Genomic DNA, 16,410 nt, shown 5'->3' with positions numbered 1-16,410 from the left:
AATAGCCGGAAAATCTGCTATAACAACAATAAAAAGAATCGGTTACAGAAAACAGAGCAGTGCACCTTGAGCCATTGCCCCCACTGCATGCCAAAATCAAGACCAACAGACAGATCAACCTCCTCACCATTGACGACGTTGTGGCGAAAATTGAAGAGATCATAGAAAAATTACAGGACGGTGCAGAAGCAGTCATCGATCTCCCGAGCAGCAACAACGAGGACCAGCGACTCAATGCCCTGTTCAACCATGACGAGGGCCCCTGTTTTCAACTCTTCTTTGCCCCCAATGCATGGAAAACGGAGGACCTGCTGCTTGGGCTGAACTGTCAACTGACGGTCAAGCACAAAGGGGCGACGGTGAACCTTATCGCTGAGCTCGACCAGGTGATCGATAGCCGACGACTGCGCTTCATCGCCAGGGAGCCGATCAAGCCCGAGGCCTTGCGCGAATATTTTCGGGTCTCCATCAATACCCCCATTGAAATAGGCTACATCCCCGGTCCCAAAGAGGTACGGCTGCAGAAATGGCACCTTGCCGGCACCACCGTGGATCTCAGTGGCTGCGGCGTACTTGGCCTGTTTCCAGAAAAACCTATGGGCAACGGCAATAGAATCCAGATCCGAATTACCAACCCGTTCAGCGACCAGAGCATCGTCTGCATGGGCCAGGTCATTCGCACCTACAGAATGCGCAAAAAACGCTACCAGGTTGCCCTGCACTTTACCGACATCAGCCAGGAGGTTCGTGATCAGGTTATTTCCTGCTGCCTGCATGAACAACGCCGACAGCTTCGGGAAAATATAGAGGTCAGAGAATAAACGGTCCGACCACCAGATAACACTCACCGCCGTTTACCGGCGCAGATGAGGCACCCATGGATGTTCCCGTCACCCCCGCCTCAGTGCTCAATATCCAGCAGATCCACCTTCAGCAGGAAAGCCGGCAAGGTGCGCAGCAGCAGAGCCCTTTTGCCAAAGGCCAACTCCTGCAGGGAACGGTTACCGGCAAAAGCGCAGACAATATTTACCAGCTGCTTATCGGCAGCAAACAACTCCAGGCCCATTCCAACGCCCCTCTCAGGATAGGGCAGCAGCTCGATCTCCAGGTCAGCACCACCAGCCCGCGAGTGGAAATGCAGGTGGTGACCGACCCGATCACCAGAAATATTGCCTCAACCCTCCGAGGTTTTGATACCCAGAAATTCCTTTTCTCCTCCCTTAGCCAGCTGAGTGCGGAAAGTTCGGCATCCGGCCTGGGAAATCGCTCAGCAGCAACCCTTGAAGCAATAACCCAAACCCTTGCACGCTTGAATGTTGCCAACCGGCCAGCCACCAGCGTAAGCGGCGCTTCCCTGCTCACTCCTGTTATCCAGGCCCTACGCAACGGCGAAACAGCACTGCCGTCAACACTCGCGGCCAGACTGGGAACAGTAGTGCACACCGTGGCAGAGGCTGTGCACAACACGCCCCAAGGCCCACAGGCGCAATACCTCCTTCAAACACTCACCCAGGAGCCATCGCTTCTCCTGGCGGTGACAGATGCAAACCGCGGGGTCCCCGTGCAGGCGCTGCAGCAACTCCTGACCACCTCAGGCCAGGTCGACAGTCAATCCCTGAATCTTGCCCAGCAGCTCATCGCCTATTTCAGAGAAACCCCTTCGCTGCTCCCCTCCAGGGAAACCTTTGCCCTGCTTTCCCTGGCCCTGACGCCATCTTTGGCTTCAGCGACTTCCGCGCCAGAACCCAACGGACAACAGCTGCAACACCTTCTTGACCGCCTGGGAGTGAATATGGAAGCGCTTTTCCTGGCAAATCGGGGCGAGGAGGCCGCCCGTACCCTGAAATCCGCCCTTCTCGAAACCCAACAGCTTGCCGCGCAGTTTAAACAGGGAGAGCAGGTCGGACAGTTGTTGCAGACCATTGAGCTGTACCAGATGCTGCAGCTTCGCCTTGCTGGAGAGGCCCTGCTTTTTTTACCGCTGCCCCTGCCCTTTCTCGACCAGGGGTACATGCTGATTGATCAAGCCCCGCAAAAGCAGCAACAACAGGCACCCGGTTCAGAACCGCTGCGCTACACCTTGCACCTCACCCTGGAGGGGTTGGGAAACCTCCGCATTGAGCTGGAACAGGTAGACGGCAGGGTGGATATTCGTTTTTTTTCTGAGGATAGGGAAAAAATGACGTTTCTGCGTGAACACCGGGAGGAACTCGGTCAATGGTTGACGGCGCTTGATCTTGGTGCAACCCAATTTTTCCTGGGTGCCGAGGAACCGACAGCCAGCCTGCTGCAGAAAATCTCTGCAGTGTCCTCAGGAATGATCAACACCAGGGCCTGATATGCAGGAAAAAGAGAAACGGGAAACAGCGGTCGCCCTGCGCTATGACGAGCAAAAGAGCATTGCACCGGAGGTCGTGGCCAGTGGACGCGGAGTTGTCGCTCGAAATATTATCGCCTCAGCAGAAAAGGCAGGGGTCTTTATCAAGCAGGATCCCGACCTGGTGGAGCTCCTGGCAAGGGTCCCTGTGGGTGAAGAGCTCCCCCCGGAATTGTACCAGACAGTGGCTGAAGTGCTTGCCTTTGTCTATTCGGTGAATACCAAATTCAAGGAAAAACTCGACCCGCTCAAACCACAGGAGTAGCCGGCTGCCTCCTCTTCAACCTAGAGCGCCGCCACACTTGCCCCTCCGGAGCAACGGTGGCGATTTATGAATTTCCCATACAATACCGGATAGTTACACTCGACACAGCACTGCCAGACCTCCAGGGTTTCCCCCGGGTCAGAAGAGCATATATGCACCGTGGGAGGACAAAATCAGAAAAAGAAAAAATCAGCAAAAACCGCTTCATATATCTTTTTATCTGGCGTATACTCGTTGTAACTTAATTACTATCATCTTTCCCTTTGACTATAAACAGCTTTGACGTGCACGAGGTAGCTATATGAATTATGGAGTTGTTAGCCAGGAACAGCTTGAAAAAATTGACGTCATCCTGACCGAAAAACTCATTAAGATCGGCGTAGATTGCGTTATCATTATCGACATGGCAGGGAACATCATCACTGCTAAAGACAACGGCACTTCAAAGTATGACGTTTATTCTTTTGCCGCCCTTGCTGCCGGTAACTTTGCCACAGTGGATGCCATGGCCAAGCTTGTCGGTGAACAGGAATTTTCGCTCCTGTTTCATAAAGGAACAGACTGCAACATCCACTTTTCAAAAATTGACGATGAGCTGCTGCTGATTACCATGTTCGGGAAAAACATTTCCCTTGGCTTTCTTCGCCTCAACGTTGTGGAAACCATAGAGCGCATAAAAAAGCTTTGGGGATAGTACAGCGTTGTTCTACGGAAAACGCGTACCGCAACATCGCCTCTTCCTTCTGATCGTTTCAACTGGCTGCAGGAGATAATTTTGAGTTTCATCAACCTCAAAGATAAAATCGTTCAGGTAAAGATCGTCTATTATGGACCTGGCCGTGGAGGGAAAACCACCAACCTGGAGTATATCAACCGAAAATTCTCCAAACAGATCCACTCGGAAATGGTCAGTCTCAAAACCCATGGAGACCGTACCCTTTTCTTTGACTTTCTGCCGTTTAACATGGGGCAGATCAAAGGGTATGAACTGAAAATTCAGTTGTACACCGTGCCCGGCCAGGTCAAATACAATGCTACTCGAAAACTCGTGCTCAAAGGTGTTGATGGTATCGTGTTTGTCGCTGATGCTCAGGAACAGATGCGGGAAAAAAATATTCGTTCATTGAATCAGCTCCACGAAAACCTGCAAGACTACAAGGAATCCATCTTTCGCATTCCGCTTGTGTTGCAATACAACAAGGTCGACCTGCGAAACCAGGGCATCCCCATCCTGCCAACGTCCATCCTGGAGAAGGACCTCAACTCCAAGCTCAAAGTCCCGGCCTTTGAGGCAAGTGCGCTCACAGGATATAACGTGGCAGATACCCTGAAAAAAATTATCTCCTCCACCATTATTTCAATCCAGAAAAAACTGCAGTAATCAAGGAAACGTGACACTCAACCATGGGTCAGGTAATGAAAAAACCCCAGGAAGAACAACAAAACAGCATGAGTGAATATGAGGATCTGACGCTGTTTGCCGATGAGTCCTTTGACACGGGCGATGTGGATCTCTTTGAATTTTCCAGTGAGGATGATTCCATCCTGACCCGCCTCAAGTCAATTATCCTTTCTTTGGATTGGGAGATTAACGACGAGACCCTCGAAGAGCTCAGCCAAGAACTGCAAGCGCTCAAAGGAGAGTGGCAGGATGACAAGGTTGCCGAAGTGTATCTCCAGGGGCTTGATAAAATCGGTCGCTATATTCGGAGCAAAGGGGCCTATGCCCACCCTAATTCGATTAAATTGCTCCTCACCTTTTACTACAACTTTGAGAAGATAACCTCTTCGGATTCACTCAGCGAAGAGGAAATCGCCATGATGCTCAAGGGCGATATTCGCAAGTTCAAAATCCTACAATACCAGATCAACCAGGAAGGGGAATCGGCAATGGCTGCAGCAACGAGCCCGCAAGCCCCTATCCTGCTACAACCGGCTGTGGAAGAGAGGGCGGCGGTATCTCCGGAAGAGGAAGATCACCTGAAACTGCTCAAAGCGAGCATCCTGAGTCTGGACTGGGAAGTGACCGAGGAGAGCCTGAACCAGTTCAACCAGCAGGTGGATCACTTCCACCAGCGCCTGGCGGACGACAAACCGGCTATGGTGCTTGTGCAGGGGCTGCGTGCGTTGGGGGACTATATTGAAGAGTCGGCGGCAACCGCCCACCCGGAATCGTTTACCCTCCTGCATGCGTTTTCAGAAGGCCTTGAGCAGGTACTCCACGTGGAACCTGATGCTCGGGACAAAGAACAGCTGCAGACCCTGCTGATAGACCGCGTCAGCCGCCTGAACGCCTTGAAGGAACTTATTGTTGAAGAGCCCGCTGCTCCAACCGAAGAAATTGTAGACGAGCTGGTTGAAGAGATGCAAGCGGTCGACGAAGCGCCTGTCTCTGAGCAACCTTTCGCCACGACAGCAGCTCCTGTAACTCATGAAGAACGTGCTGCCGGCTCCATGGATATTGAAGCGGAGCTGGATGACCTCTTTCCTGAAGAGGTTCACCACTCGCCGGCGATGGAGACCTCGGAAAAAAAATATCCTGATGAAGTTGTCCCGCCAGAGGCTATTCAGCCGATCAGTGATGAGATCGCCGATGGCTACATTGAAACTCAGCTGCGTTCCAAGCGAGACCTGGCACCGGCACTTTCCGGTATGGACGAAATAGTCGGTTTCAATGAAGACAGTGAGTCATTTGGCGATCCGGCCCAGAGTGACCTCAACGACCAATTGGACAAACTCTTTTCCGACGATGTTTTCGGAGAAAAAGCGGCCGACGAAGCAACAAGCGCACAGGGTGATGACGTTATACCTGCCCTTGCCGATGCGCCATCTCTTGAGGAGGCCCTCGCCGACTTTACGCCCGCAGACAAGCCTAAAATTTCCCCGCCAGAGACAGAAACATCCGAGGAAATGGCGTTTGATATTGAGAGCAAGCTCGATACTTTCTTTTCCGAAGAGGATGATGCACCCGCTGAAACCGCGGAAGAGGTGGATGCGGAAAGCGTCGATGACGGTCTGGCACCAGCCCTGTCCGGCAGTGAGGACGAACAGGGTTTTACCATTGATGAATCTCTGGAAACCTCTGAAGACTCGCCATTGAGCGATATTGAGGAAAAACTCGATTTCTTTTTTGGTGAGGGGGATGAAGAGACAAGCCTCATGGAAAACTCGATGACAGATATCGGGGAAGATTTTGAAGAACCCATCGACTTCTTTGCTGAAAAGGACAATCAACGGGAGGCGCTTGACCAGGCACTTGGCATGACCGGTGGTTCGCCCGCTCCTGCCCAGAGCCACCAGGACAGTGAACAGGAGAAGGAGCTGGAAGAAAAACTCGACTTCTTTTTTGATGCCAGTGAGGATGATGAAGAGGAACCGGCCCTGGAGTTGGAAGATGCCTTCCCCATGCAACCGCCTGCCGCTGAACGCACACCGGAAGCGGCTGCTGTGCCTGAATCTGTCCTGCCGGCAGAAGAGGAAAAAGAAATCCGTCTGGCCGCCCTGGGTGCGGTGCTCCCGCAGACAGTCCGTACACCCACCGATGCCCTTATAGCAGAGACAGGCGGCCTGATCGCCGAATTGAAGGCAGTCCTTGCAGACGATGCGGACCAGATCACGGCACAGCTCCTGGAAACCATCGTCAAGCAACTCGTTCACAGCCGATGTATTGACCTTGATGCGACCGAAAAAGTGATCAATGCCCTTTTTGGACGACTCCGCCCTGCAGCGTCGGAGCATGCTGACTTTGCAGAGGTCATGCAAAAGTATCTCCAATGGCAGAACGGGGTCGTACAGGCCCTTGCCGACGCAGGGGCCGCGCCGCTTTTACCTTCAGCAGCACCCGGAAAGACCACCCCACCCGAGGCAGCGGCAGAAACGGCGGACAAAACAGCAGATCTTCAACTGATCAGGAACATAATCAAGGAGGAATTCAATCAATTGCGGGACGCATTGAAAAGCCAGAACTGATTGAAAAGAAATACACTGATTTCCAGGGAGGCGGCCTTTTGGCCCCTCCCTTTCTTTTTTGGTGCTGAGGCCTGCGGGAGAAGAGTATTGTTTACTGCTTCCGCGGATCAAAGGCTTCGCGCAATGCTTCACCGACAAAAATAAGCAGAATAAGGGTACCCACCAGGACGATGAAGGTGGAGAGTGAAAGCCACCAGGCATCAATATTGGCTTTGCCCTGGGCCAATAGCTCACCCAGACTCGGGGTGGATGGCGGAACACCTAGTCCAAGAAAATCCAGGCTGGTGAGGGCAAGGATTGCTCCGGACATCCGAAATGGAAGAAAGGTGATGACCGGAGTCATGCCGTTGGGCAGCAGGTGACGGTACATGATGGTGACATTGTTCACGCCCAAGGCCTTTGCCGCCTTCACATATTCCATGTTGCGCCCCTTGAGGAACTCGGCGCGAACATAATCGGACAGTCCCATCCACCCGAAGAGGGAGAGCAGAATCAGCAGCAGGCTTACGCTGGGTTTGAAAATTGAGGCAAAGATGATGAGCAGGTACAGCTCAGGCATTGAACCCCATATTTCGATAAAACGCTGAAAAACAAGGTCCAGTTTTCCACCGAAGTATCCCTGCACGGCACCGGCAAGAATGCCAAGCACGGTGCCGATGGCAGTGAGCGCCAACCCAAAGACAACACTCAATCGAAAGCCATAAATCAGTCGGGCCAGCACATCTCGCCCCCTGTCATCGGTACCGAGCAGGTTTTCCCGCGTAGGCGGAGAGGGGACTGGTCGATCAAGGGTAAGGTTAATGGACGCATAGCTATGCGGGTTGGGAGGAAAGATGACCCGATTCCCTTCTGCGGTCAATTTTTCCAGAATATAGGGATCTCGATAATCGGTTTCCGTCTCAAAATCGCCGCCAAAAACCGTTTCCGGATAGGCCTTGAGCAGGGGAAAATACCACTCTCCTCCATACTGGACCAGCAACGGTTTGTCATTACTCAACACCTCGGCAAAGAGGCTGGTCATAAACAGCAGCAGAAAAATAACCAGTGAATAAAAGCCGCGCCTGTTGCGCCGAAACAGCTGCCATCGACGGCGGCCGAGACTGTTTTTATTGCGCAGTGCCAGCGCCATCTTCACGAAACCCCTTCAAAGCTGATGCGTGGGTCCACCAGGACATAGCTGAGATCAGAAAGAAGCCTGGAAAGCAACCCGATGATCGTGAAAAAATAGAGCGTACCGAGGACCACCGGATAATCACGGTTTAACACGGACTCATAGGCAAGCAGGCCCATCCCGTCCAGGGAAAAAATGGTCTCGATGAGCAGACTGCCGGTAAAAAATGCGGTGATAAAGGAACCGGGAAACCCGGTAATAATGGGAATGATCGCGTTGCGAAAAACATGTTTATAGAGCACCTGCCGCTCGGATAACCCTTTTGCCCAGGCAGTCATCACATACTGTTTGCGTATCTCTTCCAAAAAGGAGTTCTTGGTCAACAGGGTCATCACCGCCAGGCTGCCGACCGTTGAAGCGGTGATCGGCAGGACCATGTGCCAGAGGTAGTCCAGGATTTTGCCTATCAGGGTTAGCTCCTGCCAGTTGTCCGATACCAGCCCCCGCAGGGGAAAGATGCTCCAAAAGCTGCCTCCTCCAAACAACACGATCAAAACGATACCCAAAACAAATCCGGGAATGGCATACCCGACAAGGATGACCGAACTGGTAACCACATCAAATGTCGAGCCGTCACGAACAGCTTTGCTGATGCCCAAAGGAATACAGATGGAATACACCAGGAAGAAAGTCCAGAGCCCCAGAGACATGGACACAGGCAGTTTGGAAACGACCAGCTGCACCACACTCTGCTGGTGATAGTATGACTGGCCAAAATCAAACACCAGGTAATGTTTCATCATGTCCAGAAACCGTTCAAGAGGAGGACGATCAAAACCGTACATCTTCTTCAACTGCTCGACCCGGTCCTGATCAAGTCCCCGGTCTCCCTGGTAGAGGGTTCGTCCGCTCTTTGCCTCACCGGCAGCTCCCTGTCCTTCCAATTCAGCCATCATGCGTTCCACCGGACCACCGGGAACAAACTGGGTGACGGTAAAGGTGATCAACATCACACCCAACAGGGTCGGCACCATCAGCAACAACCGCTTGAGAATATACCAGCTCATGCCTCTCCCACCACTATGGCATTGCCACCGCGGCGTGGGTCACCGGCACCGGTTTCCCCCGGTACGACAGCATGCACCCCGCCAAAATAGACACTTTTTCGTTCCCACGCATTCATAGGCACCTTGCGACTGACTGTCGCGAGCACCTCCTCGGAAAATCCAGGTTCCACCTGCAGCAGTTCACCGTCCCAGTAAAGACGAGGAGCATCAACAGCCTCTTGTAGCCCTCTACCCAGATCAACGATCTGGCTAAGGACCTGAATAATTGCCGTACGTATTCGCTTTGACCCCCCGCTGCCGATAACCAGCCGTACCTGGCCGTCATCGTCGAGCAGCACCGAGGGCGACATCATGGAACCCACCCGTTCGCCAGGCGGGGAGGCATGGAAGCCATCAGGGTGGAGATCGTCTTCCCCCATCATATTGTTGAGCATGATTCCGGTATTCGGCGCAAAATACCCTGACCCTTCACCATTGGAGCAGGTCATGGACGCAACATTGCCTTCACGGTCCGCAATACTAACATGGGTCGTCCCGCGGGAAAATAAACGCACACAAGCTGCTGCCTGCTGCAGTTCAGGCGAGTCAATGAACCGACTCAGCTGGGCAGGCGTAACCCAGCCCTGTTCCCGAAGCCGTTCCACCTGTTGCATAATGGCGGTTGTGCGAAGCAGGTAGGGAACCGAGCCGAACCCATACACGTCCTCTTCCTGCGCATGCAGAGCAAGGGAAAGCGCGATAAGGGTGCCCCCGAACGACGGCGGCGGACTGGTCAGTAAAGTGTAGCCATTATAGGGGATACGTAGAGGTTTTCGCTCAATGACAGTATAGGCGGCAAGATCATCCAGAGTCAACAGCCCCTCGCCTTGGTGCATATCGCGGATAATGGCGTCAGCAGTCTCCCCCCGGTAAAAGCTCTGGCCGTGGTCATGGGGCAGATATTCCAGAAAGGCTGCCAATTCTTCGTTGACCAGAATATCTCCCTGGGCCGGCAAGCGCCCTTCAGGAGCATAGAGCTGCTTTCCGGTGGTGCTCTGGGTCAGGATCGGCCGCAATAGTTGCATGAACACGCTTTGAAAATCGTTGATTTCATGTCCCCTGGCCAGCTCTACCGCCGGCCGCAGTACATCACAGAGATCCATATAACCAAGACGGTCGTGCACATGAAGCAGCCCTTTCAGGGTTCCGGGTACGGCCACCGAGCCAAGGCCGATATTAAAATCCTGATCAGAACCGCCAAAGGCAACCGTGACCGGGAAAAAATGCGGTTCAGGAATGTTGTGTCGTCCCCTTCCCGGGGTATCGACAAAAAAATCAAAAAAAACCTCTGCCGCCGGCAGCCGTCTACCGTCTGTTTTGGCAAGTAGAAAGCCACCGCCGCCGAGGCTGGTCAGGCAAGGCTCAACCACGGCGCTTGCAAATCCGGCTGCCACTGCCGCATCAAAGGCGTTGCCGCCTTCACCAAGGATTACAGCCGCTGCCCGGGAGACAAGGGAATGGCCGGTAGCTACTACGGAGCGCGTATACTTACTCATGCCAATACTCATCGTGCAGGTGCTGAATCATTGCATGAAAATCCATGCCCTCTCTCACCAGCCGACGCTGGAGGTCGGCGCCGTTTTCGCTGAGAATGCCGGCTTCCAGGTCGGCAACGAGAAGCTGGCTCCCAAAACTGATCAGGATGGGTTGAAGAATGGAGATAAGCCTTCTAATTGCCGAGGCTATGGGCATGGTCCCGCTGCCCACCAGACCAAGGGGATCAACAAAGGTACCGCCCACCCCGTATCTGGCGGCCTGCCATTTATTGCAGCTGAGTACCTGATGGCTGACGGGTTCATGCTCAGCCATATTCCTGGTGAGCCCTACCACAAGCGCCTGGGTCAATGCCACCAGGGCCAGCATCTGGGAAAAGCACAACGGTAAATCACAGATCCGGATTTCAACCGTGCCCAACAGCGGACTTGGCCGAACATCCCACCACAGGTCACGGTACTCGGCTATAATGTGATGGTCACGGAGCATTTGCACCTCCTGCTCAAACCCCGCCCACGATTGATGATAACCGGTAATGCCGGCAAGGGGGAGGGCTTCAAACAGCTTGGTACGATAGGAACTGAGTCCGGTGTCCTCTCCCCGGAAATAAGGGGAGGAACAACTCAAGGCGAGGAGCAGCGGCAGATACGCCTGCATGGTATCGCATACCTTGATCGCTGTTTCGCCATCCGGGATACCTACGTGAACGTGCAGTCCCTGGCAGATGAACTGCCTTCCCACGTACTGCAGCTCCCGCATTATCCGCCGGTACCGTTCGCCATAACTCAGCACCTGCTCTTCAGGACAGGCAAAGGGATGAAGACTGCTTGCATGGAGAAAGCAATTATGCTCCGCGGCAATAGCATTTACTGCGAGAACAGTTGCGCGCAGGTCATCAGCAGCCTCTTCAATACCAGTGCAGACACCGGTGCGAACTTCAAGGGTGGACTGGAGAAACTCAGGAACAACCTTGTCCGTGAAAGCGGCAGGAATCTGCTCAATAATCTTGTGGGCCAGAGGAACCAGGTTATAGGTTTCCCGGTCAATAAGCTGAAACTCCAGTTCCACGCCAAGGGTAAAGGATCGACTGGAAACAAACGGAATAGTGCCCATGGTCGCCTCGGTTAGGTTTTCTTTCCTGCCAGGGCGCTAAGGCCTTTGCGGGCCACAGCTGCCAGCCATTCCGCCCCGACGCCCAACACGGCTTCGTCGAAATCATAGCGGCCGGAATGGGCCGGCCCTACCTTGTCACCCGGTATCTGTGCTCCGAACCGAACCAGGCAACCGGGAATGCACTGTTGATAAAAGGCAAAATCCTCTCCGCCAAGACTTGGAGTTCCCTGGGTACCGACCCGGTCACGGCCGACAATATCCACTGCCGCAGCATGAGCAATCGCTGTGGCCTGCGGATCGTTGATCACCGCAGGCAACCCATCAAGAAACTCCAGCTCTATTTCCGCATTACTCATATCCTTCACCCCCAGGATAAGCCTTTGCAGCGCTCCTCTCAGGCTGCGACGGGTCTCAGGGTGGGCACTGCGCATGGTTCCCTCCAGCACGGCCTCTTCAGCAATGGCATTGAGCACCGTCCCGGCTTGCAGTCTGCCCACAGTAACCACCGCAGCATGGGAGGGGTTGATCTGGCGCGAGACGAGGGTCTGCATATTCATGACCAGAGTGGAAGCTAACACCACCGAATCAATCGCCTCGTGGGGCCGTGCAGCATGGCCGCCGCGCCCATGGATGCGTATGATGAATGGATCGGCATACGAACAGATCAGGCCTTCGTCAACGGTCAGGTACCCAGTCGGAAAATGGGTATCAATATGACCGCCAAAAATCAATTCTACGTCGTCAAGCCCCTGTTCGGCAATGATTTGAGAAGCCCCGTTGCCAGCCTCCTCGGCCGGCTGAAACAGGAGTACGACCCTGCCAGCAAAATCTCGTTGACAGAGCAAGTGGGCCGCCCCGATCAACATGGCCACATGGCCGTCATGACCACAGGCGTGCATGACTCCCTCGTAGCGCGAAGCATATGCCGATCCGGTGTTTTCCTGGATGGGCAGGGCATCCATATCCGCCCGCAGGGCTATGGTGGGAAGCGGATTGTCAATGGAGGATGTGCGGCCGATAATTTCCGCTCGAATTCCGGTAACAGCCAGTTGACGGTGGGAAACGCCCAATGCGTCCAGCTCGTTTCGGATGAGAGCGGCTGTCTTCTCCTCACGGTAGCCGAGTTCCGGATGCATATGAATCTTTCGGCGCACCTCCTTGAGGTGAAGCAGTAAGGATAAATCAACCGGCATACGCGTTTTCCCCTCCGGCGCTTAGTGAATCAACATGACTATCAGCTAATGGGTATGTCTCCGACATGGCGTTTCTCGGGCTGCCCTCCCGTCTGCTTTTCCGCCCTGGTGATGGAGCGGATATGTTCCTGTTCCTGTTGCGTTACAGCTTCCTTACTCATGCTCTCCGGGACACGGTTCTTTATACTTCCCGGCCCTTCCTCCAGCGCTGCCGTAGGCCTTGGTTTGCTGGCGACAGCATTGCCGGGACGTTTGAGAACAGCAAGCAGACCCTCTTGCACCATGACCACGCTGACCAGTTCCCATCCCATGGAGCCCTGGTCATTGAGCGTTTGTTCCATGTCTTCATCATTGACATACCGCTCGCCGAGCAAACCGTCTTTGGCAAACTCAAAAATAATTGTTCGATACTGCCAGTTCATACTCCTCCACTCATCTACTCTGTCTTAACCCGTCACACGATTTTGCGTATCTCCGTCTTGCCGCCCTACTCTCTGACCAATTGATCATCTCGAAAGGTTCCTTCGACAACACGACCGTCCTTAAAGGTCAGCGTTCCCGTGCCGTTTCTGCGGCCATTGCGAAATCCGCCTTCGTACACCGTACCATCGGGATCAACCAGCGTACCGTAGCCCTGCGGCAAGTCGTCTCTAAACGTACCGACATATTTTTTCCCGTCAGCATAGGTCAATTTCCCCAGGCCGTCAAAGCTGCCCCTGTTAAATTCACCCACATAGCGACTGCCGTCGGCAAAGGTATAGGTGCCCTCTCCTTCAAAACGATCAGCGATAAAGTTGCCCTCATAGACCGATGCATCGGGATAGGTCAACCGACCGCTTCCCTGCTTGCTCCCCTGGGAAAACTCGCCGGTATACCTTCTGCCGTCAGCATAAAACAGGGTACCCTTGCCATCCTTTTTTCCATCCCGGAATTCCCCCTCATACCTGTTGCCATCAGCAGAGGTGATTCGTGCCGTACCGGTGAATCGCTCCCGTTGCTGGCTGTCTGCGAACACGATACCATCGACCAGATACAATCCCTCAGCCACCACACTCTCTTCCGGTACCCTGGCAACGATTCGCAACGGACCATACACGTCACCTTCCTTGTCAGAGCTGGCTGCAGCCTGTTGCGCTGCTTCCTCGGGCTCTTTCGGCTCCTCGGTTGAAACAACCACTGCCGGCTCAACCGGCATGCCCTGGTCAAAGGTGCCGGTAAAGATGGTGCCATCGGCCTTTTGTAAACTCCCCTGACCATGGAGCTGGTTATCGGCAAAACCGCCCTCGTACCGACTGCCGTCGGCATAGACCAGTACTCCCTGGCCATGGCGCAGGCCATGTTGAAAATCGCCTTCATACCGGTTCCCGTTGGCATATTCCATCATCCCGGTGCCCTGGGGGATGCCATTGTCAAACTCACCCGTATACACCCCGCCGTCGGGCCAGGTCATTGTACCGCTGCCGGTCATGCTTCCCTGGTCAAAGGTACCGATGTACTCTCTTCCGTCTGCAAATTTCAGCTGCCCCTGGCCGTGGTAGATATCATGAAGGAATTGTCCCTCATAGACCGTTGAGTCAGGAAACACCAGTCGGCCAGAGCCCTCGCGGCTTTCTCCGATATAATCGCCTTCGTAGCGTGTACCATCAAGATAACGGCGGACACCTTTACCCTCAGGCTTGCCATTAACAAATTCCCCTTCGTAGGTTGAGCCGTCCTCATAGGTCAGCTTACCTTTTCCGTGGATGATGTTGTTGCGAAAATCACCGGTATATTCTCGACCATCCGGATAAAAAAGACTCCCGTGCCCATTAAAACGGCCAAGGGTAAAATCTCCCATGTACTGCTGACCGTCTGCAAGGGTCAAGGTGCCTTTGCCGTCAATAACCCCATCCTTGAACGTGCCGGTATAGCGGCGGCCATCAGCACTGACCAGCGTACCTTTGCCATGGAACCGGCCTTGTTGAAAACTGCCCTCGTACACGGAGCCATCGGGCAACACCAGCTTACCATGACCCCACAGGTATCCCTGCCTGAATTCCCCCACATAGTCACGCCCGTCTGCGCTCACAAGATGCCCGGTCCCGTTCCTGCAGTCGCCTTCCAGGCACTGGCTGTGAACGGTATGGGCAAGGACGAAAACCGATAAAGGGATGAGAAACAGCAACAACAGGCGTGACCGCGAAAAAATCATCTCAACCCCTCGTCGCAAAAATTGCTCGTATTTCATCGGCAATAATCCGAATTCCCTCATGCACTTCCTCTTCATTCTGTGAATAATTCACCCGGATACACTCATGAACATGGGACCACTCAGGATCGATGCCCGGAAAAAAACTTTCACCGGGAACAACCAGCACCTTGCGTCGCTTAAGCCGTTGATACAGTTCCGCGCTGGTAATGGGCAGCCCGGGAAACCAAAACCAGAGAAACATGGAGCCTTCCGGCGTGTGTACCTTATAGTCGGTCTTGGCGAAAGACTCAGCAGCCACATCCAGGGCACGTTTCATTTTTTGCTGATAAAACGGACGGATGACCTCCCGGCTCAGCCGCAGCATCTCGCCTGAACGGATCAATGGGGTAGTGACAGTGGCCCCCAGACTGCCGGGCGCCAGATTGACCACGGCATTCATGCCCGACAGGGCCTTGATATAGCGTTCTCCGGCAATGACAATTCCGGTTCGCGTTGCCGGTAAACCGAATTTTGACAGACTCATGGAGACAATACTGTTTTCGTTCCACAGGGGGGTGATATCCGTATAGACCATTCCCGGAAAAGGCACCCCGTAGGCAGAATCGATAATTAACGGCAGGTCATGCTCCAGGGCCAGTTCGGATAAACCATGTATCTCGGCATCGGTCAGTACATTTCCCGTGGGATTGGTTGGTCGAGACACGCAGATTGCTCCGACCTCCTCTGTTATATCAATGCCATTGAAATCAACCCTGTACTTAAAAAGATGCTCACCGATGCACTCTATACGCGGTCGGACAGAGAGAAAAAAATCACTGCACAATCCAAGATCTGCATAGCCGATATATTCCGGCGCCATTGGCAGGAGAATTTTTTTGCGTGTGCCGTCGCTGAATTCACCGGCAAACATGTTGAACAGCAGGAAAAAAGCCGCCTGGCTTCCATTGGTCAGGCAAATGTTGGACGGCGATACCGGCCAACCGAACTCCGCCCTCAGCATATGGGCGAGCGCCTCAAGAAACTCCCCTTTGCCCTGGGGAGGATCATAAATGCCGATTAGTTTTTGCACTGCCTGCTCATCGGCGACAATATCCTGCAGCTGATGCTGAATGACCTGCTGTACTTCGGGGATAACGCCGGGATTGCCGCCGCCCATCATGATCATATCCCCTTGAGCCATAGCACGTCCAAGGTCATCCATCAGTGCGAGTATGCCGGCATCACCTGAAAATTTTTCTCCAAATTTTGATAACTTCATACGATTACATTCCACTGCAACCACTGGCTGCGGTTCTTTTCCTCCCTCTCAAATGGCGGATTGGAGCACAAGACGGACGATGGTATTGCCGGACAGGCAAATCAGCCGAAAATTAAGCGCTGTATTAAATGCAACAGGTACTACTCATGGTAATACAAAAAAATCAGACTCTCTCAAGAAAATTGGCTGGCCGCAGAAACAGGGAGCTCCCAACCCCAACTCGCAGGATGCGGCGTTCAACGTTTCTGAAAAAGCTGGCAATGTGCTTTGGAACTGGCAAAAACAACAGCAGCAGGCATCTGCCGGCTTTTGAAACCATAGGCCCTGCAGCCT

General features: G+C 53.6%; 15 protein-coding genes. 7 read left to right on the top strand and 8 right to left on the bottom strand.

The window, feature by feature from the left end:
• Nucleotides 1–59 precede the first annotated feature (59 nt).
• From ACZ52Z_RS01320 to ACZ52Z_RS01295, 6 genes are all read left to right on the top strand, one after another.
• The gene (locus ACZ52Z_RS01320; protein WP_464268961.1) at nt 60–821 is read left to right on the top strand and encodes a PilZ domain-containing protein; all 762 of its coding nucleotides are present in this window, start codon (nt 60–62) and stop codon (nt 819–821) included.
• A 56-nt stretch (nt 822–877) separates the two neighbouring features.
• Nucleotides 878–2,338, top strand: coding sequence for a flagellar hook-length control protein FliK (locus tag ACZ52Z_RS01315; protein WP_464268960.1), 1,461 nt, complete (start codon nt 878–880; stop codon nt 2,336–2,338).
• A 1-nt stretch (nt 2,339) separates the two neighbouring features.
• Entirely contained in the window at nt 2,340–2,642 is a 303-nt protein-coding gene (locus ACZ52Z_RS01310; RefSeq protein WP_464268959.1) for an EscU/YscU/HrcU family type III secretion system export apparatus switch protein, read from the top strand.
• Nucleotides 2,643–2,943: 301 nt separating this feature from the next.
• Nucleotides 2,944–3,336: a roadblock/LC7 domain-containing protein gene (locus ACZ52Z_RS01305; RefSeq protein WP_464268958.1), complete on the top strand. Its 393-nt coding sequence runs from the start codon at nt 2,944–2,946 to the stop codon at nt 3,334–3,336.
• Between the two features lie 81 nt (nt 3,337–3,417).
• On the top strand, nt 3,418–4,023 hold the full coding sequence (locus tag ACZ52Z_RS01300) for a GTP-binding protein (RefSeq protein ID WP_464268957.1): 606 nt from the start codon (nt 3,418–3,420) through the stop codon (nt 4,021–4,023).
• Between the two features lie 35 nt (nt 4,024–4,058).
• The gene (locus ACZ52Z_RS01295) at nt 4,059–6,611 is read left to right on the top strand and encodes a hypothetical protein (protein ID WP_464268956.1); all 2,553 of its coding nucleotides are present in this window, start codon (nt 4,059–4,061) and stop codon (nt 6,609–6,611) included.
• A gap of 91 nt (nt 6,612–6,702) precedes the next feature.
• Here ACZ52Z_RS01295 and ACZ52Z_RS01290 read toward each other — a convergent pair whose 3' ends face one another.
• The 8 genes from ACZ52Z_RS01290 to ACZ52Z_RS01255 all read right to left on the bottom strand — a co-directional run bounded on the left by ACZ52Z_RS01290 (nt 6,703) and on the right by ACZ52Z_RS01255 (nt 16,077).
• On the bottom strand, nt 6,703–7,740 hold the full coding sequence (locus ACZ52Z_RS01290; protein WP_464270741.1) for an ABC transporter permease: 1,038 nt from the start codon (nt 7,738–7,740) through the stop codon (nt 6,703–6,705).
• Nucleotides 7,741–7,742: 2 nt separating this feature from the next.
• A complete protein-coding gene (locus tag ACZ52Z_RS01285) occupies nt 7,743–8,789 on the bottom strand; it encodes a microcin C ABC transporter permease YejB (RefSeq protein ID WP_464268955.1) in 1,047 nt (348 codons plus the stop codon).
• Nucleotides 8,786–10,324, bottom strand: a complete 1,539-nt coding sequence (locus ACZ52Z_RS01280; protein WP_464268954.1) for a gamma-glutamyltransferase family protein — start codon at nt 10,322–10,324, stop codon at nt 8,786–8,788. Before ACZ52Z_RS01280 ends, ACZ52Z_RS01285 begins: the two co-directional genes overlap by 4 nt.
• Nucleotides 10,317–11,435 (bottom strand): carboxylate-amine ligase, encoded by a 1,119-nt coding sequence (locus ACZ52Z_RS01275; RefSeq protein WP_464268953.1) that lies wholly within the window; start codon nt 11,433–11,435, stop codon nt 10,317–10,319. Before ACZ52Z_RS01275 ends, ACZ52Z_RS01280 begins: the two co-directional genes overlap by 8 nt.
• 11 nt (nt 11,436–11,446) lie before the next feature.
• Entirely contained in the window at nt 11,447–12,628 is a 1,182-nt protein-coding gene (locus tag ACZ52Z_RS01270) for a M20 metallopeptidase family protein (protein ID WP_464268952.1), read from the bottom strand.
• Between the two features lie 41 nt (nt 12,629–12,669).
• Nucleotides 12,670–13,050 (bottom strand): DUF4177 domain-containing protein, encoded by a 381-nt coding sequence (locus tag ACZ52Z_RS01265; protein ID WP_464268951.1) that lies wholly within the window; start codon nt 13,048–13,050, stop codon nt 12,670–12,672.
• 65 nt (nt 13,051–13,115) lie between these two features.
• Entirely contained in the window at nt 13,116–14,819 is a 1,704-nt protein-coding gene (locus ACZ52Z_RS01260; RefSeq protein ID WP_464268950.1) for an MORN repeat-containing protein, read from the bottom strand.
• Nucleotide 14,820: 1 nt separating this feature from the next.
• Nucleotides 14,821–16,077, bottom strand: coding sequence for a valine--pyruvate transaminase (locus ACZ52Z_RS01255; RefSeq protein ID WP_464268949.1), 1,257 nt, complete (start codon nt 16,075–16,077; stop codon nt 14,821–14,823).
• 79 nt (nt 16,078–16,156) lie between these two features.
• Here ACZ52Z_RS01255 and ACZ52Z_RS01250 point away from each other — a divergent pair, with 79 nt between their 5' ends.
• Nucleotides 16,157–16,390, top strand: coding sequence for a hypothetical protein (locus ACZ52Z_RS01250; protein WP_464268948.1), 234 nt, complete (start codon nt 16,157–16,159; stop codon nt 16,388–16,390).
• The last annotated feature ends 20 nt before the right edge of the window (nt 16,391–16,410 follow it).

Source organism: Desulfogranum aggregans, assembly GCF_055398265.1.
Note: the sequence above shows the minus strand (reverse complement) of the source record. Positions and strands in the feature narration are given on the sequence as shown.